Source organism: Kitasatospora sp. NPDC002551 (assembly GCF_040296005.1).
Classification (GTDB): domain Bacteria; phylum Actinomycetota; class Actinomycetes; order Streptomycetales; family Streptomycetaceae; genus Kitasatospora.
In genome coordinates, this window is record NZ_JBEOWI010000029.1 from 1 (window position 1) to 22,410 (window position 22,410).

General features: G+C 73.5%; 15 protein-coding genes and 1 pseudogene. 7 read left to right on the forward strand and 9 right to left on the reverse strand.

Annotation, left to right across the window (positions count from 1 at the left end; genetic code table 11):
• Positions 1 to 104: 104 nt before the first annotated feature.
• The gene (gene pepN / locus ABT093_RS23395; RefSeq protein WP_350567425.1) at positions 105 to 2,684 is read right to left on the reverse strand and encodes an aminopeptidase N; all 2,580 of its coding nucleotides are present in this window, start codon (positions 2,682 to 2,684) and stop codon (positions 105 to 107) included.
• Between the two features lie 135 nt (positions 2,685 to 2,819).
• A complete protein-coding gene (locus tag ABT093_RS23400) occupies positions 2,820 to 4,562 on the reverse strand; it encodes an outer membrane protein assembly factor BamB family protein (RefSeq protein ID WP_350567428.1) in 1,743 nt (580 codons plus the stop codon).
• A 474-nt stretch (positions 4,563 to 5,036) separates the two neighbouring features.
• On the opposite strand from ABT093_RS23400, the gene ABT093_RS23405 reads away from it, so the two are divergent.
• From ABT093_RS23405 to ABT093_RS23415, 3 genes are all read left to right on the forward strand, one after another.
• Positions 5,037 to 6,221 (forward strand): ROK family transcriptional regulator, encoded by a 1,185-nt coding sequence (locus ABT093_RS23405; RefSeq protein ID WP_350567431.1) that lies wholly within the window; start codon positions 5,037 to 5,039, stop codon positions 6,219 to 6,221.
• A gap of 193 nt (positions 6,222 to 6,414) precedes the next feature.
• Positions 6,415 to 8,319, forward strand: coding sequence for a 1-deoxy-D-xylulose-5-phosphate synthase (gene dxs, locus ABT093_RS23410; protein WP_350567434.1), 1,905 nt, complete (start codon positions 6,415 to 6,417; stop codon positions 8,317 to 8,319).
• Between the two features lie 137 nt (positions 8,320 to 8,456).
• On the forward strand, positions 8,457 to 9,998 hold the full coding sequence (locus tag ABT093_RS23415; protein WP_350567437.1) for an ArnT family glycosyltransferase: 1,542 nt from the start codon (positions 8,457 to 8,459) through the stop codon (positions 9,996 to 9,998).
• Between the two features lie 114 nt (positions 9,999 to 10,112).
• Here the strand turns inward: ABT093_RS23415 and ABT093_RS23420 are convergent, their stop codons facing one another.
• The 5 genes from ABT093_RS23420 to ABT093_RS23440 all read right to left on the reverse strand — a co-directional run bounded on the left by ABT093_RS23420 (position 10,113) and on the right by ABT093_RS23440 (position 16,836).
• The gene (locus ABT093_RS23420) at positions 10,113 to 12,242 is read right to left on the reverse strand and encodes a 3-hydroxyacyl-CoA dehydrogenase NAD-binding domain-containing protein (protein WP_350567439.1); all 2,130 of its coding nucleotides are present in this window, start codon (positions 12,240 to 12,242) and stop codon (positions 10,113 to 10,115) included.
• Positions 12,243 to 12,244: 2 nt separating this feature from the next.
• On the reverse strand, positions 12,245 to 13,462 hold the full coding sequence (locus tag ABT093_RS23425; protein ID WP_350567441.1) for a thiolase family protein: 1,218 nt from the start codon (positions 13,460 to 13,462) through the stop codon (positions 12,245 to 12,247).
• A gap of 253 nt (positions 13,463 to 13,715) precedes the next feature.
• A complete protein-coding gene (locus ABT093_RS23430; RefSeq protein WP_350567444.1) occupies positions 13,716 to 14,966 on the reverse strand; it encodes an HRDC domain-containing protein in 1,251 nt (416 codons plus the stop codon).
• 164 nt (positions 14,967 to 15,130) lie between these two features.
• Positions 15,131 to 15,856 (reverse strand): LuxR C-terminal-related transcriptional regulator, encoded by a 726-nt coding sequence (locus ABT093_RS23435; RefSeq protein ID WP_350567446.1) that lies wholly within the window; start codon positions 15,854 to 15,856, stop codon positions 15,131 to 15,133.
• Positions 15,857 to 16,173: 317 nt separating this feature from the next.
• Positions 16,174 to 16,836: a DUF3000 domain-containing protein gene (locus ABT093_RS23440; protein WP_350567448.1), complete on the reverse strand. Its 663-nt coding sequence runs from the start codon at positions 16,834 to 16,836 to the stop codon at positions 16,174 to 16,176.
• A gap of 259 nt (positions 16,837 to 17,095) precedes the next feature.
• Here ABT093_RS23440 and hemE point away from each other — a divergent pair, with 259 nt between their 5' ends.
• Positions 17,096 to 18,109: a uroporphyrinogen decarboxylase gene (gene hemE / locus ABT093_RS23445; protein WP_350567625.1), complete on the forward strand. Its 1,014-nt coding sequence runs from the start codon at positions 17,096 to 17,098 to the stop codon at positions 18,107 to 18,109.
• Positions 18,110 to 18,161: 52 nt separating this feature from the next.
• On the opposite strand, the gene ABT093_RS23450 is transcribed toward hemE, so the two are convergent.
• A complete protein-coding gene (locus ABT093_RS23450; protein ID WP_350567451.1) occupies positions 18,162 to 19,172 on the reverse strand; it encodes a DUF4349 domain-containing protein in 1,011 nt (336 codons plus the stop codon).
• Positions 19,173 to 19,308: 136 nt separating this feature from the next.
• Entirely contained in the window at positions 19,309 to 19,782 is a 474-nt protein-coding gene (locus tag ABT093_RS23455; RefSeq protein WP_350567453.1) for a 2-thiouracil desulfurase family protein, read from the reverse strand.
• Between the two features lie 162 nt (positions 19,783 to 19,944).
• Between ABT093_RS23455 and ABT093_RS23460 the strand changes: the two are divergent.
• From ABT093_RS23460 to hemQ, 3 genes and pseudogenes are all read left to right on the forward strand, one after another.
• Positions 19,945 to 20,178 (forward strand): annotated as a pseudogene (locus ABT093_RS23460) (Uma2 family endonuclease); the annotation flags it as partial.
• Between the two features lie 34 nt (positions 20,179 to 20,212).
• The gene (gene hemG / locus ABT093_RS23465) at positions 20,213 to 21,649 is read left to right on the forward strand and encodes a protoporphyrinogen oxidase (RefSeq protein ID WP_350567456.1); all 1,437 of its coding nucleotides are present in this window, start codon (positions 20,213 to 20,215) and stop codon (positions 21,647 to 21,649) included.
• Positions 21,646 to 22,371, forward strand: coding sequence for a hydrogen peroxide-dependent heme synthase (gene hemQ, locus ABT093_RS23470; protein WP_350567459.1), 726 nt, complete (start codon positions 21,646 to 21,648; stop codon positions 22,369 to 22,371). Before hemG ends, hemQ begins: the two co-directional genes overlap by 4 nt.
• The last annotated feature ends 39 nt before the right edge of the window (positions 22,372 to 22,410 follow it).

The following is a 22,410-nucleotide window of genomic DNA, read 5'->3' on the forward strand; positions in this document are numbered from 1 at the left end:
GCCCACCACCCCCAGCACAGCCCCCGTGGGGGCGCCGCACCTGGTCCGGCGCCCCCTCGTGCGTTCCCCCTCCGCCCGCGCGGGGCGGAGGGGGAACCGGGACGTCAGCGCGCCGCGGCGGCCCGGTCGGCGGCCTGGGCCTTCAGCGCCCGCTCCACCCCGGCCCGCGCCTCGACGACCTGCCGCCGCAGCGCCGGCGCCGGCTCGGCCGAGGCCAGCCACGCGTCGGTGGCGTCCAGCGTGGCCTGTTCGACCAGCAGCGACGGGTACAGCCCGGTGATGATCTGCTGCGAGATCTCGTGGCTGCGGCTCTCCCAGACGCCCTTGACCGCGGCGAAGTACTTCTCCGCGAAGGGCGCGACCAGCGCGCGCTGGTCGGCCTGCTGGAAGCCGGCGATCACCGCCGCCTGCACGTAGTTGGTCAGCTCGTCCGACTCCACCACGGACGCCCAGGCCGCGGCCTTGGCCTCGGTGGTCGGGCGGGCGGCGCGGCAGCTGGCCGCGTGCTCCTGGCCGGCCGCGGTGTTGTCGCGGGCCAGCTCGGCCGCGATCGCGGCCTCGTCGGCCCGGCCGGTCGCGGCGAGGCGGCCCAGCAGGGTCCAGCGCAGCTCGGTGTCCACGGCCAGGCCGGGGATCTGCGCGGTGCCGTCCAGCAGCCCGGCGAGCAGGCCGAGCTGACCGTCGGTGCGGGCGACGCCGGCCAGCGCGCGGGCCCAGGCCAGCTGGTGGTCGCTGCCCGGCTCGGCGGCGCGCAGCGCCTCCTCGGCGGCCTCGGCCCAGCGGGCCAGGCCCTGCTCGCGCCAGGCCGGGTCGGTGTAGGCGTCCAGCGCCAGCTTGACCTGGCGGTGCACCGACTGGACGACGCCGATGTCGCTCTCGCCCGGCAGGCCGGACAGGGCGAGCGTCAGGTAGTCGCGGGCGGCCAGCTCGCCGTCGCGGGTCATGTCCCAGGCGGAGGCCCAGCACAGCGCGCGCGGCAGCGCGTCGGTGAAGCCGCCGAGGTGCTCGGTGACCACGGCCAGCGAGTCCTCGTCCAGCCGGACCTTGGCGTAGGACAGGTCGTCGTCGTTCAGCAGGATCACGGCCGGGCGGTGGCGGCCGACCAGCTGCGGCACCTCGGTGCGCGGGCCGTCGACGTCCAGCTCGATCCGGTCGGTGCGCACCAGCGCGCCGTCGGTCAGCTCGTACAGGCCGACGGCGATCCGGTGCGGGCGCAGCACGGCCTCGCCCTTGGCGCCGGCCGGCAGCGCCGGGGCGTCCTGGAGCACGGCGAAGGACTCGATCTCGCCGTCGGTGTTGAGGGTCAGCGCGGGCCGCAGCACGTTGATGCCGGCGGTCTCCAGCCAGGCGGCGGACCAGGCCTTGAGGTCGCGTCCGCTGGCCTCCTCCAGCGCGCCGAGCAGGTCGCCGAGCCGGGTGTTGCCCCAGGCGTGCCGCTTGAAGTAGGCGCGCACACCCTCGAAGAAGGCGTCCTGGCCGACGTAGGCCACCAGCTGCTTGAGCACCGAGGCGCCCTTGGCGTAGGTGATGCCGTCGAAGTTGACCTGGACGTCCTCCAGGTCGTTGATGTCGGCCATGATCGGGTGGGTGGACGGCAGCTGGTCCTGCCGGTACGCCCAGGTCTTCATCTGGTTGGCGAAGGTGGTCCAGGAGTTGGGCCACTTCGAGTCCGGCGCCTCGGCCTGGCAGACCGCCTCGGCGTAGGTGGCGAACGACTCGTTCAGCCAGAGGTCGTTCCACCACTCCATGGTGACGAGGTTGCCGAACCACATGTGGGCGAGCTCGTGCAGGATCGTCGCGGCGCGGGCCTCGTACGCGGCGTCGGTCACCTTGGACCGGAACACGTACTGGTCGCGCAGGGTGACGGCGCCCGCGTTCTCCATCGCGCCGGCGTTGAACTCCGGCACGAAGAGCTGGTCGTACTTGGGGAACGGGTAGGGGAAGTCGAACTTCTCCTGGAAGTAGTCGAAGCCCTGCTTGGTGACCTCGAAGATCGCCTCGGCGTCCAGGAACTCGCGCAGCGAGGGCCGGCAGTAGATGCCCAGCGGCACCTTCTGCTCGCCGCTCTCGTAGGCGTCGAAGACCCCGACGTAGGGGCCCGCGATGAGCGCGGTGATGTAGGAGGAGATCCGGCCGGTCGGGGCGAAGCGCCACACCCGGGTGTCCCCCTCGCCCTCCGGCTCGGGGGTGGGCGAGTTGGAGATCACGCTCCAGCCGGCGGGCGCGGTCACGGTGAAGGTGAACGCGGCCTTCAGGTCCGGCTGCTCGAAGGCGGCGAAGACCCGGCGGGCGTCCGGCACCTCGAACTGGGTGTAGAGGTAGGTCTCGCCGTCGACCGGGTCGACGAACCGGTGCAGGCCCTCACCGGTGTTGGTGTAGGCGCAGTTCGCGACGACGCGCAGCTCGTTCTCGGCGGCGAGGCCCGCCAGCGCGATCCGGCTGTCGGCGAAGACGGCGGTGTCCAGCCGCTCGCCGTTGAGGACGATCTCCTCGACGCTCGGGGCGACCAGGTCGATGAAGGTGGAGGCGCCCGGGGTGGTGGCGGTGAACCGGACCACGGTGGTGGACCGGAAGGTGCCCCCCTCTCGGGCCGAGCTCAGGTCGAGCTCGATGTCGTACGCGTCCACGTGCAGGAGGTCGGCCCGGGTGCGGGCCTCCTCACGGGTCAGGTTGGTGCCGGGCACTCGCGGGACTCCTTTGTCAGGCTGATGCCTGGCATCCTGCCATGCCCGCCCGCCGGGCCCGTCGGTATATGCCCGGATACGGGGCGGGCGGGGCGGAGGGGAACCGTGCGTCCCCTCCGCCCCGCCCGCGCGGCGTCACTTCTTGACGTACTTGAACACCGGTGCGTCGAAGCTGCCGCGGGAGAAGCCGTACAGCGACCCGTCGGAGTTCAGGACGAACTCGTTGGTGCTCATGCCGATGTTGAAGGCCGAGTCCTTGCCGACGGTGAGGTTGCCGAGCTCGCTGACCGCGCCGTCGGCGGGGGCGAGCGCCACCAGCTTGGCGTCGTTGCCGTAGCCCATGTCCAGGATCGCCCGGACCTTGCCGTCCTTGTCGGTGCCGGAGACCAGCCGCAGCCCGTCCTTGGCCTTGCCGTCGGTCGACCAGAGCCGCTTGCCGGTGGTCAGGTCGTAGGCGTTGACGGCCGGCTTGCTCGGGTTGGTCTGCACGTACAGGGTGGTGCCGCTGACCACGCTCTGGGTGAAGGCGTCGGCCAGGCCACTCAGCCGCAGGCTGTCGTAGCCGGGCTCCTTGACGGGCATCTGGGTGCCCGGCTTGTTGGTCTTGTCGAACGGCAGCACGTAGTCGCCGTTCGCGCCGCTGGACATGGACAGCACGAGCGGCTGGTCGGAGAGGACCTTGTCGACCCGCTCGATGCTGCCGGTCAGGGTGAGCGGCGCGGGCGAGGCGACCTTGCCGGTGTCCGTCTCGACGATCACCAGCTGCGACTTGACGGTGGTGTTGAGGCCGTAGCAGCGGTCGGTGACCACGATCTGCGCGCCGGCGGCGGTGCCGTAGACGCTGCAGTCCTTCTCGCGCGGCTGGAACGCCCAGACCGCGGAGCCGTCGGCGACGTTGACCGCGGCGGCCGTGTTGGCGCCGATGCCGACGACCTTGTCGGTGATGGTCAGGGTGGGGGAGGTCATCCGGCTCTGCCCGACCTTGACGGTCCACGACAGCTTGCCCGTGGTGAGGTCGACGGCGGCGATGGTGGAGCAGTCGCTGTCGCCGGTGTTCAGCGAGATCGCGGCGACGTGCTTGGAATTGGCGTTGTACGAGGCGGTGCAGAACTCCTTGGCGCCGGACGGCACCGGGATGGTCCAGGCCTCCTTGCCGTCGGAGGTGTTGACGGCGCGGATACCGGTGGTGTCGGCGCGCACCGCGACCTTCTCGGCACCCCAGATGGCGAGCAGCCGGGTGGTGCCGCTGACCGAGCTGGCCGGCTTGTCGGCCGCCCAGGCCAGGTTGTAGGCGCCGGCCTTGCCGCCGCCACCCCCGGTGCCGCCGCTGCTGGTGCTCGGCGCGGCCGACGGCGAGGTGCTGCCGCTGACGTCCGGCGAGGTCCCGCCGGTGACCTGGCCGGTGCTGCCGCCGGAGGCGGCCGGCGGGTCGTCCTTCTTCTTGTTGTCGTCGGTGAAGAGCACGACCAGCGCGGCGACGATGGCGATCGCCAGCACACCGCCGATGATGCCGCCCCAGACCATGACGGGGTTGCGCCGCTTGGGCGGGGCGGGCACCGGGGCGCCCGGGTAGTAGCCGCCCTGCTGCGGGTAGCCGTACCCGGCGCCGCCGTCGGCGGGCGGCGGCGCCGCGTAGCCGTACGGCTGCTGCGCCGGGGCCCCGAACTGCGGCTGGCCGGGGGCCGGGTCGTACGGGCCGACCGGCGCGCCGGGTGCCGGTGCCTGCGCGGGGAAGGCCGGGGCGGTGGGCGCGTAGGCGTACCCGCCCGGAGCCGCGGCCGGCGGTGCCGGTGGTGCGGCGGGCGGCGCGGCCGGGGCCGCCGGCGCGGCCTGACCGGGGACCGCCGCCCCGTCGAGCTGAGTCTGCTGGTCCGCCACGGCCGCCGGGTCGACGCCGCCCGGCTTGCGTCCGAACGCGACGCCCCGGTTGTCCGGTCCACCGCCGGGAGCTTCGCCAGCTCCCGGTATGGGGTGATCCCCTGCCATCTGTTGCCCCGTCATGTCTGGAAGCGTCCCGGGCTCGGCGCACGATCCGTGACCGGCGGGACAGGTGAGATTGGGCACCATCGTACGGGGGGTCGGTTTTCGGACGGGCGGCGGAACCCGGAAGCCCGGCCGTCCCCGCGCCGACCTGGGGCGCTGTCAGTCCCCGGCCCACCTCGCTGACCTGCTCCCCGGCCCTTCCCGGGGGCCCGGCCGGGCCCGCTCGCGGCCCCCGCCCGGCCCCCGCCCCTCCGCCGTCCCTTCGCCGTCCCTCCGCCGTGCCTTCACCTTCCACGGGAGGGCCTAGGCTTCAGGACTTGAAAGGGGACGCCCGGCGGAGGGGTCCCCGCGCCCTTGGGAGGGTGGATCATGTCGACGGACACACCGGGCTCGCAGTCCTCGCTGCACCGGGCCAACCTGGAGCGGGTGCTCCGCGCGGTGCGGATGGCCGGTTCGCTGACCCAGGCCGAGATCGCCCGCGGGACCGGCCTCTCGGCGGCCACCGTGTCCAACATCGTCCGGGAACTGAAGGAGAGCGGCACCGTCGTGGTGGCCGACACCTCCGCCGGCGGCCGGCGCGCCCGCAGCGTCTCGCTCAGCGGGGACGCGGGCATCGTGGTGGGCATCGATTTCGGCCACACCCACCTGCGGGTCGCCGTCGGCAACCTCGCCCACCGCGTGCTCGCCGAGGAGAGCGCCCCGATGGACGTCGACGTCTCCGCGGCCCAGGGCTTCGACCGGGCCGAGGCCCTGGTCGGGCGGCTGCTCGCGGAGGCCGGTTTCCGCCCCGACAAGGTGATCGGCGTGGGCCTGGGCGTTCCCGGCCCGATCGACGTGGAGACCGGCGCGCTGGGCTCCACCGCGATCCTGCCCGGCTGGACGGGCATCGCCCCCGGCCGTGAGCTGGCCGAGCGGCTCGGCATGCCGGTGCACGTCGACAACGACGCCAACCTCGGCGCGCTCGGCGAGCTGGTCTGGGGTGCCGGCCGGGGCCTGAACGACCTCGCCTACATCAAGGTGGCCAGCGGCGTCGGTGCCGGCCTGGTGGTCAACGGGCAGATCTACCGGGGGCCGGGCGGCACCGCGGGCGAGATCGGCCACATCACCCTGGACGAGGCCGGCCCGGTCTGCCGCTGCGGCAACCGGGGCTGCCTGGAGACCTTCGTGGGCTCCCGCTACCTCCTGAACCTGCTCACCCCCACCCTCGGCACCGGGCTCACCCTGCCCAGGGTGGTGGAGCTGGCCCGCGAGGGCGACCTCGGCTGCCGCCGGGTGATCGCCGACGCCGGCCGGCAGATCGGTACCGGCGTCGCCACCCTGTGCAACCTGCTCAACCCGCGCCGGGTGATCCTCGGCGGCGACCTCGCCGACGCCGGCGAGCTGGTGCTCGCGCCGATCCGCGACTCGGTGGCCCGCTACGCCATCCCCAGCGCCGCCCGTCAGCTGTCGGTGGTCCCGGGTACCCTGGGCGGCCGCGCGGAGGTCCTGGGCGCGCTCGCCCTGGTGATGAGCGAGGCGGGCGACTCCAGCGCGCTCGCGGTCGCCCGCTCCTGAACGCACACCGACACGCCGGTTTTCCAGGTTCACTCGAAAGAGTGACCATCGAGGTGGCTGGCGCGTACCGGCCGTCGGCACCGGACGCGCCGCCCGGCGTCCGGTGGGCGGACATTAGACTCGACCGGTCGACACCGGGCAGCGACGCCCGTCGGGCCCCCGCGGTCCGCGAACACTGAACGAGGAGGAACGGGTGGCCCTGCTGACCCGCATTCGGGGACCGCGCGATCTCGACCGGCTCACGCCCGGACAGCTGACCGCGCTGGCCCAGGAGATCCGGACCTTCCTGGTGACCGAGGTCTCCAAGACGGGCGGCCACCTCGGCCCGAACCTCGGCGTGGTGGAGCTCACCATCGCGCTGCACCGGGTCTTCGACTCCCCGCGCGACCGCGTCCTCTTCGACACCGGCCACCAGAGCTACGTCCACAAGCTGCTCACCGGCCGCCAGGACTTCTCCGGCCTGCGCACCAAGGGCGGCCTGTCCGGCTACCCGTCGCGCGCCGAGTCCGAGCACGACGTGATCGAGAACTCGCACGCCTCCACCGTCCTCTCCTACGCCGACGGCCTGGCCAAGGCCAACCAGCTGCTCGGCAAGCACGACCCGGTGGTGGCCGTGATCGGCGACGGCGCGCTGACCGGCGGCATGGCCTGGGAGGCGCTCAACAACATCGCCGACGCCAAGGACCGCCCGGTCGTCATCGTCGTCAACGACAACGAGCGCTCCTACTCGCCCACCATCGGCGGCCTGGCCAACCACCTCGCCACCCTGCGCACCACCCAGGGCTACGAGCGCTTCCTGTCCTGGGGCAAGGACGCGCTGCAGCGCACCCCCGTGGTCGGCCAGCAGCTGTTCGAGACCCTGCACGGCGCCAAGAAGGGCCTGAAGGACTTCATCGCCCCGCAGGGCATGTTCGAGGACCTCGGCCTCAAGTACATCGGCCCGATCGACGGCCACGACCTCACCGCCCTGGAGTCCGCGCTCACCAAGGCGCGCGGCTTCGGCGGCCCGGTGATCGTGCACTGCCTCACCGAGAAGGGCCGCGGCTACCACGCCGCCGAGAACAACGACGAGGACCGCTTCCACGCGGTCGGCGTGATCCACCCGGAGACCGGCCTGCCGATCAAGAGCGGTGGTGGCCGGAGCTGGACCTCGGTCTTCGCCGAGGAGATGGTCGCGCTCGGCCACGAGCGCGAGGACATCGTCGGCATCACCGCCGCGATGCTGCACCCGGTCGGCCTCGCCCCCTTCGCGGAGGCCTTCCCGGAGCGCATCTTCGACGTCGGCATCGCCGAGCAGCACGCCGTCACCAGCGCGGCCGGCCTGGCCACCGGCGGCCTGCACCCGGTCTTCGCGGTCTACGCGACCTTCCTGAACCGCGCCTTCGACCAGGTCCTGATGGACGTCGCCCTGCACAAGCTGGGCGTCACCTTCACCCTGGACCGGGCCGGCGTCACCGGTGACGACGGCGCCTCGCACAACGGCATGTGGGACATGTCGATCCTGCAGGTCGTCCCCGGCCTGCGGCTCGCCGCCCCGCGCGACGCCGACCAGCTGCGCGCCCAGCTGCGCGAGGCCGTCGAGGTCAAGGACGCCCCGACCGTGGTCCGCTACTCCAAGGGCACCGTCGGCCCGGCCGTCCCGGCGGTCGGCAAGGTCGGCGGCATGGACCTGCTGCGCGTCAACCCGGACGCCGAGGAGGGCCGCCGGGCCGACGTGCTGATCGTCTCGGTCGGCGCGCTCGCCCCGATGTGCCTGGAGGTGGCCGACCTGCTGGCCGCCCGGGGCATCACCTCCACCGTGGTGGACCCGCGCTGGGTCAAGCCGGTCGACCCGGCGCTGCCCAGCCTGGCCGCCGAGCACCGGGTGGTCGTCACGGTCGAGGACAACGGCCGGGTCGGCGGCGTCGGCGCGGCCGTCGCCCAGGCGCTGCGCGACGCGGACGTGGACCTGCCGGTGCGCGACTTCGGCATTCCGCAGGAGTTCCTGGACCACGCCTCGCGGCCCGAGATCCTCGCCGAGACCGGCCTCACCGCCCCGGACGTCGCCCGCCGGGTGGCCGCGCTGGTCTCCCGCCTCGACGTGACCGTCGAGGCCTGACCCGCCGCCCCGTGCCGCCGTCCCGCCCCGGCCGTGTGTGACAGCTCTGTACCAGTCGCACCGGCCTGGGGCTGATAATCGCACCAAAGGCGGGACCGGCGCTGCCCGCGCCGATCCCGCCCGGTAGGTTGTCATCCGTGCCGACCCCCATCCGATCCCGTCTCTCCGCGCTCGCCGAGCGCCTGCCCGTGGGGGTACCCCCGGCCTCCGGCTGGGAGCGCGTGAAGACCGGCTACTGGTCGCGGCTGGTGCCGCTGCTGGCCCTGGTCGCCCTGCTCACCCACCTGCCGTCCTTCATCCGCCCGGTCTGGAGCCCCGACGAGGGCTTCCTGGCCACCCAGGCCCGGATGCTCGCCGACGGCGGCGTGCTCTACGACACCGTGGTGGACCGCAAGCCGCCGCTGCTGCCCTGGCTCTACCAGGCCTGCTTCGCGGTCTTCGGCTCCGCCTCGCTCTGGCCGCTGCGCACCCTGGCGGTGGTCGCCCACCTGGTCACCGCGATCCTGCTGGCCTCGATCGCGCGCGGCCGCTGGGGCGACCGGGCCGGCGTCGGCGCGGGGCTGCTCTACCTGCTGGTCTCCATCGGGCTCTCCCCGGAGGACACCCAGGCGGCGACCTTCGAGGTCTTCATGCTGCCCGCCATGGTGGCCGCCTTCCGCTACGCGGAGCGGCGCCGCTGGCTGGCCGCCGGCATCGCGGTGGCGCTCTGCTCGCTGACCAAACAGACCGGCGGCGCGGTGCTGCTGCCGGTGCTCTGGATGCTCTTCCAGGACGCCCGCCGGCGCGGTGTGCGCTGGATCCCCGCCCTGCTCAAGATCGGCTTCGGCTTCACCCTGCCGATAGCGCTGGTCGCGGTGATCCTCACCAAGCCCAAGGGCTTCCTGTTCTGGGTGGTCACCGGCAGCGGCGACTACGCCACCGCCGGCGGCGCCTTGCTGCAGATGGTCGGCCGGGCGCTCGGCAACTCGGCGATCCTGATCGGCGCCGGCCTCGGCTTCCTGCTGCCGGTCGGCCGCCGGCTCTGGCTGAAGTACCGGCACCGCCCGCTGCCGGTCGCCGGCGAGGAGCACGGCTCCACCACCGACCTGTGGATGTGGCTGCTCTCCTCGGTCGTCGCGGTCAGCGTCGGCTTCCACTTCTTCGGCCACTACTACCTCCAGCTGATGCCGCCGCTGGTGCTGCTGGGCACCGGGGCGATCGCCACCTCGGCCGTCCGCTGGAAGCCGGTGCTGGCATACACCACGGCCGCCGCCACCTTCTTCTGGGGCCTGGCGCTGGCCTGGCCGGGGGAGCGGCTGGACCGCACCACCGAGGTCGCCACCGCCGTCGCCGCGCAGACCACCCCCAAGGACACCGTGCTGGTCTGGGGCATGCACCCGGAGCTGTACTGGCTCGCCGACCGCAAGCCCGCCAGCCGCTACCTCACCGCGGGCTTCCTGACCAACTACAGCGGCGGCAAGGACGGCAGTGCCAACGTCGGCGAGCAGTTCTCGATGGCCAACGCCTGGCAGACCTTCGACCAGGAGATCGCCAAGGGCCTGCCCGAGGTCGTCGTCGACGACTCCGGCCTCGCGCCGTACCAGCCCGGCATGATCCCGAAGATCGAGAACCTGCTGGAGACCCACTACGAGATGGTCGGCGTCTTCGCCGACACCGTCGTCTACCGCCTCAAGCGCTGACCGCCCCGCCGGGGCCCCGGGCGGGGCGCCCCAGGAGGGGCGCGAAGGGCCGCAGGAGGAACGCGAAGGGCCCCGGTGACCATCAAGGTCACCGGGGCCCTTCGCGCGTCGCGGCTAGGCGGGCACCGAGGCCACGCCCGGGGCGAGGAAGCGCTTGCCGTTCACCCGCTCCGAGATGCCCTCACGGTCCAGGTACGGGGTGATCCCGCCCAGGTGGAAGGGCCAGCCGGCGCCGGTGATCATGCAGAGGTCGATGTCCTGCGCCTCGGCGACGACACCCTCCTCCAGCATCAGGCCGATCTCCTGCGCCACGGCCTCCAGGGCGCGGGCCAGGACCTGCTCCTCGGTCAGCACGGTGTCGCCGAAGGAGAGCAGCTCCAGCACCTCGGGGTCGAGGACCTGCTGGCCGTCCACCCAGGTGTAGAAGCCGCGCTTGCCGGCCCTGACCACCTTGCCGAGGTTCTCGGAGACGGCGAACCGCTCCGGGAACGCGCCGTGCAGGGTCTCCGAGACGTGCTGGGCGATGGCCGGGCCGACCAGCTCCAGCAGCACGATCGGGGACATCGGCAGGCCGAGCGGCTCGACGCCCTTCTCGACGGTGGCGATCGGGGTGCCCTCGTCGATGATCGTCTGGATCTCGCCCATGAAGCGGGTCAGGATCCGGTTGACCACGAACGCCGGGGCGTCCTTGACCAGCACCGAGGTCTTCCTCAGCTTCTTCGAGACGCCGAAGGCGGTGGCCAGCGAGGCGTCGTCGGTCTTCTCGCCGCGGACGATCTCCAGCAGCGGCAGGATGGCGACCGGGTTGAAGAAGTGGAAGCCGACGACCCGCTCCGGGTGCTTCAGCTTCGAGGCCATCTCGGTGACCGACAGCGAGGAGGTGTTGGTCGCCAGCACGCAGGTCGGCGAGACCACGTTCTCCAGGTCCGCGAAGACGGTCTGCTTGACGCCCATCTCCTCGAACACGGCCTCGATCACGAAGTCGGCGTCGCCGAAGGCCGCGGCCTTGTCGAGCGAGCCGGAGACCAAGCCCTTGAGGCGGTTGGACTTGTCCTTGCCGATCCGGCCCTTCTCCAGCAGCTTGTCGATCTCGGCGTGGACGTAGCCCACGCCCTTGTCGACGCGCTCCTGGTCGATGTCGGTGAGGACCACCGGCACCTCCAGGCGGCGGGCGAACAGCAGCGCCAGCTGCGAGGCCATCAGGCCGGCGCCGACGACGCCGACCTTGGTGACCGGGCGGGCCAGCGACTTGTCCGGGGCGCCGACCGGGCGCTTGGCCCGGCGCTGCACCAGGTTGAAGGCGTAGATGCCGCTGCGCAGCTCGCCGCCCATGATGAGGTCGGCCAGGGCCGCGTCCTCGGCGTCGAAGCCGGCCTGCAGGTTCTCGTCCTTGACCCGGGCGATGATGTCCAGCGCCCGGTACGCGGCCGGGGCCGCCCCGTGCACCTTGGCGTCGGCGACCAGCCGGCCCCAGGCGACGGCGTCGTCCCAGGCCTTGCCGCGGTCGATCGCCTCGCGCTCGACGACCACGTCGCCCGTGAGCACGCGGGCCGCCCAGAGCAGCGACTGCTCCAGGAAGTCGGCCGGCTCGAAGATCGCGTCGGCGATCCCCAGCTCGAACACGTCCTTGCCCTTGAGCTGCTTGTTCTGCGCCATCGAGTTCTCGATGATGACCTTGACGGCCTTCGCCGGGCCGATCAGGTTCGGCAGGATGCTGCAGCCGCCCCAGCCGGGGACGAGGCCCAGGAAGACCTCGGGCAGCGAGAACGCCGGGACGCCCGCCGACACCGTGCGGTAGTCGCAGTGCAGGCCGACCTCGACGCCGCCGCCCATCGCCGCGCCGTTGTAGAACGCGAAGGTCGGGACGGGCAGCGCGGCGATCCGCTTGAAGACCTCGTGGCCGCCCTTGCCGATGGCCAGCGCGTCGCCGTGCTCCTTGAGCAGCTCGACGCCCTTGAGGTCGGCGCCGACCGCGAAGATGAACGGCTTGCCGGTGATGGCGGCACCGACGATGGTGCCCTCGGCGGCCTCCGCCTCGACCTGGTCCAGCGCCTCGTTCAGCTTGAGCAGCGAGCCCGGGCCGAAGGTGGTCGGCTTGGTGTGGTCGAAGCCGTTGTCCAGGGTGATCAGGGCCAGCCGGCCGGCCTGCAGCGGCAGGTCCAGGTGGCGCACGTGCGCGGTGGTGACGACCTCGCCGGGGAAGAGCTCGGCGCCGCGGGTCAGCAGCTCAGTCGTGGTGCTCATGCTCACTTACCACCCTCGAAGTGCGGGTTCTCCCAGATGACGGTGCCGCCCATGCCGAAGCCGATGCACATCGTGGTGAGGCCGTAGCGGACGTCCGGGCGCTGCTCGAAGCGGCGGGCCAGCTGGTTCATCAGGCGCACGCCGGAGGAGGCCAGCGGGTGGCCGAACGCGATCGCGCCGCCGTACGGGTTGACCCGCTCGTCGTCGTCCGCGATGCCGTAGTGGTCCAGGAACGCCAGCACCTGGACGGCGAAGGCCTCGTTGACCTCGAACGCGCCGATGTCGTCGATGGTCAGACCGGCCTTGGCCAGCGCCTTCTCGGTCGCCGGCACCGGGCCGATGCCCATCACCTCGGGCTCGACGCCCGCGAAGGCGTACGAGACCAGGCGCATCCTGACCGGCAGGCCCAGCTCCTCGGCCACGTCCTCGGCGGCCAGCAGCGAGGCGGTGGCGCCGTCGTTGAGACCGGCCGAGTTGCCCGCGGTGATGTTGCCGTGCGGGCGGAACGGGGTCTTCAGACCGCGCAGGTTCTCCATCGTGGTGCCCGGGCGCATCGGCTCGTCCACGGTGGCCAGGCCCCAGCCGGTCTCGCCGACCTCGGGGTTGGTGTTGCGGACCGAGATCGGCACCAGGCCGGGCTGGATGTCGCCGTTGGCGTACGCCTTGGCGGCCTTCTCCTGCGAGCGCACGGCGTAGGCGTCGCAGCGCTCCTTGGTCAGGTGCGGGAACCGGTCGTGCAGGTTCTCCGCGGTCATGCCCATGAACAGGGCGGACTCGTCGACCAGCTTCTCGGAGACGAAGCGCGGGTTCGGGTCGACGCCCTCGCCCATCGGGTGGCGGCCCATGTGCTCCACGCCGCCGGCCACGACCACGTCGTACGCGCCGAAGGCGATGCCGCCGGCGGTGGTGGTCACGGCGGTCAGCGCGCCGGCGCACATGCGGTCGATCGCGTAGCCGGGGACGGACTTCGGCAGGCCGGACAGCAGTGCGGCGGTGCGGCCGATGGTCAGACCCTGGTCGCCGATCTGCGTGGTGGCCGCGATGGCGACCTCGTCGATGCGCTCGACGGGCAGGTTCGGGTTGCGGCGCACGAGCTCCCGGATGCACTTGACGACCAGGTCGTCGGCGCGCGTCTCGTGGTAGATGCCCTTCGGGCCGGCCTTGCCGAACGGGGTGCGGACGCCGTCGACGAAGACGACGTCCCTCACGGTACGAGGCACGGGGGCTCTCCTCCCAGGGACCAACGGTTCAAGTGGGCAGGCTGCCGCTCACCATCGCACGAGGGGATGTGAGCGGCGCCGCTTCACCGTCATGCTACCCGTCGGTAACCAACCTGCCCAGGCCCGTCGGCCGCTTCTCCCGATGTGTCCCCGGACACGTTGTGCTCCGGGTGCGACAAAAGGGGATGCCGCCCCTCGCGGGCGGCATCCCCTTCTCCGTGCGTCCTGCTGCGTGTCCCGCCGGGTGTTCCGATCAGCCCTGCTGGGCCGCCGTCGCCGCCTTGGCGAAGGCGGTGGCCATCACCGGGGCGACCAGGTCCACCTGCCACTGGCGGGCGCCCAGCCGGCGCAGCGCCGCGGCCACGTTCGCCGCGGAGGCGTCGGCCGGCGGCTCCCAGGAGACCCGGCGGACCAGGTCCGGGGTGATCAGGTTCTCGGCCGGCAGGTGGTGGTGCTCGGCCAGCTCGCTCACCGCGGCCCGCGCCCCGCTCAGCCGGGCGGCGGCCACCGGGTCCTTCTCGGCCCAGGCGCGCGGCGGAGGCGGGCCGTCGTGCGGCGCGGCGGCCGGCGGCAGCTGGTTCTCCGGCACCTCCCGCCCGCGCTGGACGGCGGCCAGCCACTGCTCCAGCTGACGCCGGTGCACCCGCGGCCCGAAGCCCTGGACGGCCTGCAGCGCGGCGACGGTCAGCGGCATGGCCAGTGCGGCGTTGACGATCGCGGCGTCCGACAGCACCCGGCCGGGCGAGACGTCCCGCTCCTGCGCCATCCGGTCGCGGGCCAGCCACAGCTCGCGCACCACGGCCAGCTGGCGGCGCCGGCGGACCTTGTGCAGCTGCGAGGTGCGGCGCCAGGGGTCGGTCCGCGGGGCCGGGCGGGGGGCGGCGGCGATCGCCGCGAACTCCTCCAGGGCCCAGCCGAGCTTGCCCTGGGCGTCCAGCTCCTGTTCGAGTGCGTTGCGCAGCTCGACCAGCACCTCGACGTCCAGAGCGGCGTAGCGCAGCCACGGCTCGGGCAGCGGACGGGTGGACCAGTCGACCGCGGAGTGCTCCTTGGCCAGGCTCAGGCCGAGCACGCTCTCGGTCATCGGCCCGAGGCCGACCCGGGCGAAGCCGGCGATCCGCCCGGCCAGCTCGGTGTCGAACAGGCGCTGGGGTCTCATGCCCACCTCGGCCAGGCAGGGCAGGTCCTGGGTGGCGGCGTGCACCACCCATTCGGTGTCCGCGAGGGCCGCCCCCAGCGCGCCGAGGTCGGGGCAGGCGATCGGGTCGATCAGCGCGGTACCGGCGCCCGCGCGGCGCAGCTGGATGAGGTACGCCCGCTGGCCGTAGCGGTAGCCGGAGGCCCGCTCGGCGTCGACGGCGACCGGTCCGGTTCCCGCCGCGAAGGCGGCGACGGTGGCGGCCAGCGCCTGCTCGTCCGCCACGACCGGAGGGATCCCCTCCTTCGGTTCGAGGAGCGGGACCGGGGCTGCTTCTTCTGGGATGGCTGCTACGGCGTCGGTCACCCACCAAGGGTACGACGGTCCCCGCGACCGGGAGTGTTGTCGGACTGGTCAGACCGATGGCGGGGGGCCGCCGGCCCGCCCTCCGGGCGGCGATCCGGTTCCGGGCAGCACGTTGCGGCGGCCCCGGAGGAAACGTTCCTCCAGGGCCGCCGCGACGGCCGGGGTCAGTGGATGATGCCGGTGCGCAACGCGACCGCGACCATCCCGGCGCGGTCGCCGGTGCCGAGCTTGCGGGCGATCCGGGCGAGGTGGCTCTTGACGGTGAGCGCCGAGAGGCCCATCGCCACGCCGATCGCCTTGTTCGACTGGCCCTCGGCCACCAGGCGCAGCACCTCCACCTCGCGCCCGGAGAGCTCGCGGTAGGCGGCCTGCTGCGTGCCCGGCGCACCGTGCGCACCGTGCGCACCGGGAGCGCCCGGCGCCCCGCCCACGCCCGGCATGCCCGGCATCCCGGGCCGGCGCATCCGGCCGGCCAGCCCGGCGGCGCCGAGCGGCAGGCCGGGGCGGCCCGGCATGGCGACGTTGGTGCGGGTACCGGTGACGACGTAGCCCTTCACCCCGCCGGCCAGCGCGCTGCGCACGGCGCCGATGTCGTCGGCGGCGGAGAGCGCCAGCCCGTTGGGCCAGCCGGCGGCGCGGGTCTCGGCGAGGATGGTGAGTCCGGAGCCGTCGGGCAGGTGGACGTCGGCGACGCAGATGTCGCGCGGCGTGGAGACCCGGGGGCGGGCCTCGGCGATCGAGGACACCTCGATCACGTCCCGGACGCCGAGCGCCCAGAGGTGACGGGTGACGGTGTTTCGGACGCGGGGATCCGCGATGACCACCATGGCGGTGGGCTTGGTCGGGCGGTAGGCGACCACGTTTGCGGGGTGCTCAAGAAGGACCGACACCAGGCCTCCTGCGGGAGTGGCGGACGGAACCCCGAGGGGGCGGTCGGAGTGTTCCGCGTTCGGAAAGGGTCACAGTCTGCTTCGGCAGCATCCGTGCCCGGCTTTAGCGAAAGATCACGATCTAGTGAGTCACAATACGGACAAATCGCGCAGATGACTGATGCGACATGCCTGGAATTCGTACAAAATCGATCAGATCCGACGCAAAGTGGTCGGTTCCGAGCGCGTTATTGACGCAGGGCCGCCATGAAGTCACACTCCGTCAGCCTTGGGGGTGGCGACGCGTCCGCCGATGACGCCCCGGCGGGCGCCACTCCTCAGTGCGAACGAGGGCGTCGCCGCGCCGGCATCGGAACCACTCCACCGAGTGACGTGACGTCCGCCGGGGAGTGCGGGGCCGGGGAGGCGGGCGGCAGGCCCGCGCTGATGCAGAGCAGGTCACCCCAGGCCGCCAGGTGCCGCTCGAAGCGGCCGTCGGCCGGCGTCCAGGACGCCCGGATCTCGATCTCGGTGCTCGACGCGCGGTCCGCCAGCCCGCCGAAGTACTGCGAGGCGCACCGGGTCACCGTGCCGGACGGCTCCGCGTACCCGGCGCCGTGCGCCTGCAGCGCGTCCAGCAGCCAGGCCCAGCCGACCTCGGAGAGCATCGGGTCGCCGGCCATCTCCGGCTCCAGCTCGGCCCGGGTCATGGTGACCACCCGGAAGTCACCGTTCCAGGCCTCCTGCCCGGCCGGGTCGTGCAGCAGCACCAGCCGGCCGTCGGCCAGCTCCTCGCCGTCCACCTCGACGGCGGCGGTCAGCGCGAAGGAGAACGGCGCCAGCCGGCGGGGCGCCGGGGCGGGGGAGAGGACGAGCTCGGGGCGCAGCCGGGCCTCGGAGAGTGCCTCCACGGCGGACCGGAACTCGCTCGGCGCCGCCTCCCGACCCGTTCCGCCACCTGCTCCGCCACCCTGCGAGGGGTGCCCTCCGACCGCTGCCATGACCCGAAGACTAGGTCGAAAACGCGGGTAATCGCCGCAACTTCTTCCCGCGCGGCGCGCCGGGGCGGCAATCCGGCCAGATCTTGGAGGAACCGACGAGGCCACCGGGACGGAGGCATCCGGGCCGCGTGCGAAGATTTGGAGCGTGAGCGAGACGACGGCAGACACCACGGCAGCCACCCCGGCAGTCCCCCCGACCGGCGCCACCCCCGGTCAGCAGCCCGACGCGCGCCGCGGCGCCGCGTACGACTCGGCGTTCCTGCGCGCCTGCCGGCACGAGCCGGTACCGCACACCCCGGTGTGGTTCATGCGCCAGGCCGGCCGCTCGCTGCCCGAGTACCTGAAGGTCCGCGAGGGCATCCCCATGCTGGAGTCCTGCATGCGGCCCGAGCTGGTCAAGGAGATCACCCTCCAGCCGGTGCGCCGGCACAAGGTCGACGCGGCGATCTTCTTCAGCGACATCGTGGTGCCGCTCAAGGCGATCGGCATCGACGTCGACATCAAGCCCGGCATCGGCCCGGTCATCGCCGACCCGATCCGCACCGCCGCGGACCTCCAGCGGCTGCGCCCGCTGGAGCCGGACGACGTCTCCTACATCACCGAGGCGGTCGGGCTGCTCGTCGACGAGCTCGGCTCCACCCCGCTGATCGGCTTCGCCGGCGCCCCCTACACGCTGGCCAGCTACCTGGTCGAGGGCGGTCCGTCCAAGAACCACGAGAACACCAAGGCCATGATGTACGGCGAGCCCGAGCTGTGGGCCGCCCTGGTCGACCGGCTGGCCGACATCACCGCCGCCTTCCTCAAGGTGCAGATCGAGGCCGGCGCCTCCGCGGTCCAGCTGTTCGACTCCTGGGTCGGCTCGCTCGCCCCGGACGACTACCGCCGCTCGGTCATGCCGGCCAGCACCAAGGTGTTCGACGCGGTCGCCGGCTACGGCGTGCCGCGGATCCACTTCGGCGTCGGCACCGGCGAGCTGCTCGGCCTGATGGGCCAGGCCGGCGCCGACGTGGTCGGCGTCGACTGGCGGGTGCCGCTGAACGTCGCCGCCGAGCGGGTCGGCCCCGGCAAGGGCCTGCAGGGCAACCTCGACCCGGCGGTGCTGTTCGCGCCGACCAGGGCCGTCGAGACCAAGGCCCGCGAGGTGCTGCACGCCGCCCAGGCGCTCGGCACCAGCGGCCACATCTTCAACCTCGGCCACGGCGTGCTGCCCAGCATGGACCCGGACGCGCTCTCCCGCCTGGTCGCCTTCGTGCACGAGGCCAGCGCCCGCTGACGCACCGCGACGGCGGCGGGCCCCTCCGGTTCCCCGGAGGGGCCCGCGGCCGTCAGGGCGCCTGTGGCTCCTCTTCCTCGTCCTCTTCCTCCTCCTGGTCCGGCACCGGGAGGGCGGGGCCGGCCGCCTTCCGGCGCCGGGCGCGCACCGCCCACAGCACCGCCGCGACCGGCGCCGCCACCAGCAGGAACGGCAGCACCGCCGCCACCGCCACGACGGTTCCGCGCACGATCACGGCCAGCACGTGCCAGCCGCCGCTCAGCGCCGAGCCGACCGACGCCCAGAAGCCGTCCTTCTTCTTCGGCGCGTCCGGGGTGTCCTGCGGCCGCTCGTCCTGCTTCTGCCGCACGTCCAGGGTGATGGTGGACAGCGAGGTCTTCGCCGACAGCTCCTTGACCTGCTTCTGCAGCGACTCCAGGTCCGCCTCCCGGCGGCTCAGCTCGCTCTCCAGGCTGACGATCTCGGCCAGCGTCGTCGCCTTCGCCATCAGCGCCCGCACCCGGTCCACGCTCGCCTGCTGGCTCTGCATCCGGCTGTTGACGTCCGCGACCAGCTGGGTCAGGTCCTCCGCCTGGCTGCGCCGGGAGACCACCTCGCCGAGTCCGGCCAGCTGGTCCAGCGTCTGCTGGAACGCCGCCGAGGGCACCTTCACGGTGAGCTGCCCGCTCCTCAGGACGCCGGTCGACTCGGCCTGGTCGGCTCCGCCGCTCGCCGTCTCGCTCCCCACATAGCCGCCCGCGGCGAGTGCCAGCGCCCGGGCCCGCTCCAGTACCTCGTCCACCTTCGCCGCCCGCACCGTCAGCTGCGCCGAGTAGGCGATCTGCCGGGCGTCCACCACCGGAGCCGTCGCGCCCTGTCCCGTCGCGGCCTTGGGCGCCGCCGACGCGGCCGCCCCCGGTGCCCCCACCGCGGCGTCCCCCTTGGCCGCCTCCCCGGCCGCGGCCTGCGCCGGGGCGGCCGCCGCGTTGTCCCGCGCCTCGCCACCCGCCCCGCACCCCGCCGCCAGCGCCGCCGTCACGGCCACCGCCGCCAGCACCCCCGCCCTGCGCCGTCCTCGTCCCACCGTCGGGCCCTCCCCGCGTCGACCGTTCCGCGCCCCCTTCCGGAGCGCTCGCACCATTCGACGGGCGCGGGCCCGGATCGGACCCGCCCGGGAGGTCGCAACTCGATCACGGCTCGGCCGCGGAGCGGACAAGGCGTCAGACGGCCTCCACCGCGATCCCCGCCCGCCGCAGCAGCGCCGCCGTCACCCCGTCGCCGGGCCGCAGCGTCCCGCCGAACGTGCCGTCGTACACCTGCCCGCACCCGCAGGACGGGCTGCGCGCCATCAGCACCGCCCGCCGCGCCCCCGCCGCCTCGGCCGTGGCCAGCGCGGCCCGCGCCCCGGCCACGAACTCCTCCGTGCGGTCCGCCCCCGTCGCGTCCACCACCCGCGCCCGCCCGTCCAGCACGTCCGCCCCGTCCCCGCCCACGATCTCCGCCGCGGGCCGCGGCGTCGGCAGCCCGCCCGCCCCCTCCGGGCACACCACGACCCCCCGCCCGCCCGCCACCAGCCCGACGGCCACCTCCGCCGTCTTCGCCCGCCCGTCGTACCGGCACGGCACCCCGGCCAGACACGCACTCACCAGCACCTTCCCGTCGGCGCCCTCGGACGCCACCGTCCCGTCCACCACTCGACCACTCCTGCCCGTTCGGATCCGCACCTCTGCCATGGGTGGCCATCCTTTGCGGTCGACACCGCACCGCTTCACCCGTCAGGTCCACCACGGAGGACTCTCCCCGACGAGGCCACACCGGAGTGGCCAGCGTACGGCCGTGTCCGAACCGGCCGACCGGATGTACCCGTCAAGCTGCGGAAGTACGCCGAGGCCGGCATTCCGCACTACTGGCTGATCGAGGAGGAGGACGGTCTTCCGGTGGTGCACGCGTACGAGCTCGACGTCAACGTCCCGGCCTACGCCCCGGCCGGGATCTTCCGCAAGCGGCTGGAGCGGCCGGTGCCGTTCGCGGTCGACATCGACCTGGAGGCCCTCGTCCCCGCCCCCAGGGCGAAGCGTGCAGCGGATTGAGGCAAACGTGTAAGGACCTGCGAGACTGCGAGGCATGGCGCAAGCACATGTCGTGGTGATCGGCGGCGGTATCGCGGGACTGACCGCTGCCGCCGTGCTCGGTGGGGGTGCGGGGGAGCCGGCGCGGGCGCGGGTGACGCTGGTGGAGGCGTCGGAGCGGCTCGGCGGGAAGCTGTGGGGCGGCGAGGTCGGCGGGGTCCGGGTGGACCTCGGGGCCGAGTCGATGCTGGCCCGGCGGCCGGAGGCGGTCGAGCTGGCGCGGGCGGTCGGGCTCGCGGAGGAGCTGGAGCCGCCGACCACCGCCAAGGCCGCGATCTGGACCCGGGGCGCGCTGCGGCCGCTGCCCGGCGGGCAGGTCATGGGCGTCCCCGGGGACCTCGCCGCGCTGGCGGACTCCGGGGTGCTGAGCGCCGAGGGGCTGGAGCGGGCCAGGAACGAGGCGGCCGGGGACGCGGTCGCGGACGACGTCGCGATCGGCCGCTACGTCGCCGAGCGGCTCGGCCGCGAGGTGGTGGACCGGCTGGTGGAGCCGCTGCTGGGCGGTGTCTACGCCGGGCACGCCGACGAGATCTCGCTGCGCGCCGCGGTGCCCGCGCTGCTGCCCGTCGCCCGGGGCGGCGGTTCGCTGCTCGACGGGGTGCGCGAGCTGGCCAACCGGCCGAAGAGCGCGGACACCCCCGTCTTCCAGGGCCTGCGCGGCGGCCTCGGCACCCTGCCGACGGCGGTCGCCGCGGCCTGCGCCGAGGCCGGCGTCGAGCTGCGCACCCGCACCGAGGTGACCGCGCTGCGGCGCACCGCCGACGGCTGGCGGGTGACCACCGGCGACGGCGGGACCCTGGACGCGGACGCCGTCGTACTGGCCGTGCCCGCGCCCGCCGCCGCCCGGCTGCTGCGCGCCGACGCGCCGGCCGCGGCCGCGGAGCTGGACGGCGTCGAGTACGCCGGGATGGCGCTGGTCACCCTGGCCTTCCGCCGCGCCGACCTGCCGCGGCCCCCGGCCGGCAGCGGCTTCCTCGTCCCGCCGGTGGACGGCCGCCGGATCAAGGCGTCGACGTTCTCCTCCAACAAGTGGGGCTGGCTGGAGCGCTCCGCCCCGGACGCCTTCGTGCTGCGCACCTCGCTGGGGCGGCTGCACGAGGAGGAGCCGCTGGAGCTGGACGACGGGGAACTGGTCGCCCGTTCGCTGGCCGACCTGGGCGAGGCGATCGGCCTGACCGCCCGTCCCTACGACACCGCCGTCACCCGCTGGCGGGCCGGACTGCCGCAGTACCCGGTCGGCCACCTGGACCGGGTGGCCCGGATCCGGGCGGCCGCGGACCGGGTCGGCGCGCTGGCGCTGTGCGGGGCGGCGTACGACGGCGTCGGCATCCCGGCGTGCATCGCGAGCGCCCGGGCCGCCGTCGCCGGGCTGGACAGAGTGCTTACCCCGCTGACCGGGGCGAACGTCACGGAGAGGACAATGGGCGCATGACTGAGACCGTTGAGCAGCAGGCCGCCGAGCAGCCCGCGAAGAAGAAGGCGCGCGACCTGAACCAGGTCATCCGCTACACGATGTGGTCGGTGTTCAAGCTCAAGGGCGCCCTGCCCGAGGACCGCACCGGCCTGGCCGCCGAGGTGGACGAGCTGTTCGCCCAGCTCGCCGCCAAGGACGTGACGGTGCGCGGCACCTACGACGTGTCCGGTCTGCGGGCCGACGCCGACATCATGGTCTGGTGGCACGCCGGGGACTCCGACGACCTCCAGGAGGCGTACAACCGCTTCCGCCGCACCGGCCTGGGCCGGCTGCTGGAGCCGGTCTGGTCGAACATGGCGCTGCACCGCCCGGCGGAGTTCAACAAGTCGCACATCCCGGCGTTCCTCGCCGACGAGCACCCGCGCGACTACGTCTGCGTCTACCCGTTCGTCCGCTCCTACGAGTGGTACCTGCTGCCGGACGCCGAGCGGCGCGCGATGCTCGCCGAGCACGGCCAGATGGCGCGCGGCTACCCGGACGTGCGGGCCAACACGGTCGCCTCGTTCGCGCTGGGCGACTACGAGTGGCTGCTCGCCTTCGAGGCGGACGAGCTGCACCGGATCGTGGACCTGATGCGCGACCTGCGCCCGTCCCGGGCCCGGCTGCACGTCCGCGAGGAGGTGCCGTTCTTCACCGGCCGCCGCAAGCCGGTCGCCGAGCTTCTCAACGGCCTGGCCTGAGCGCAACGGGAAGGGGCCCCGTCCGGCACCGGGCACCGG